The sequence below is a fragment of the Streptomyces marokkonensis genome (assembly GCF_039539045.1).
GTDB classification, from domain to species: domain Bacteria; phylum Actinomycetota; class Actinomycetes; order Streptomycetales; family Streptomycetaceae; genus Streptomyces; species Streptomyces marokkonensis.
The window spans coordinates 1-930 of sequence record NZ_BAABCQ010000392.1; the positions used below are offsets into that span (position 1 = coordinate 1).

A 930-nucleotide genomic window follows, 5' to 3' on the forward strand; every position below is an offset into this window, starting at 1 on the left:
GGGCGAGGTCGTGCATGCGCGCGATGCCGAGCATGGCGTGGTGGAAACCGTCACCTTTGAGGCGGCAGTCGCGGAGGATCTTCCAGGTCTTCATCCGTGCGAAGGCGTGCTCGACGCGGGCGCGGACCTTGCGGTGCGAGGCGTTGTGCTCCTCTTTCCATGGGCTCCAGTTCGCTCTGGCCGGGTTTCACGGCGGTGCGGGATGACCAGGCCGGTGCCCCGGTAGCCGCCGTCCGCGATGACCGTGGTCCTGCCGACGGCGGCCTTCGCGCCGGACAGCTCCCACGCCTTGCAGTCGTTGCGGTTGCCGGGCAGCGGACGGCCGACCGCGACGACCAGCCGGGTGTCCGCGTCGATGACGACCTGGTGGTTCGTGGAGTACCGGTAGTTCTTGGACTGTTCGCCGACGTTGTGGTCGCGGATGGGGACCAGGCCGTCGACGATCAGCACGGTGTCCTCGCGGAATCGCTTGTGTTGCCGGAGGGCGAGCGATGGGCCGAGGTGGTCGATGATGCGGTCGGCCGCGGACTTCGATATCCCGAAGAGCGGCGCCAGCTGCCGCAGGGTCAGGTTTGTGCGCCAGTAGGCGGCGACCAGCAGGACGCGGTCCTCCGGCGGCAGACTCCACGGCCGACCCTTGCGCACCGGGTCCGCACCTTCCCGCCGGAGGGCGGTGATCAGTTCGCCGAACCGGCGCGGGCCCAGCCCGCTGAAGGGGGTATCCAGGAGGGCTGCGACGCCGTGATCACACCAAACACGACAAGATCACTCACCCCTGACCAGCAGTTGCGGGACAGGTCTTAGCGGTCGCAGACCTGCGGCCCTGGTTTATCAGCCATGAGAGGTCACGATTCTCATTCACCTCGGGCAGATATGCCATAACAGCGTCCACATGCAGCGGGTCCCGGGACGCTGCGCCCCTGTCTCGTT

Annotated in this window: 1 pseudogene; it reads right to left on the reverse strand. The window is 67.5% G+C overall.

From position 1 onward, the window contains the following. Positions 1–758: pseudogene (locus ABEA26_RS36050) on the reverse strand (transposase); the annotation flags it as partial. Positions 759–930 lie beyond the last annotated feature (172 nt).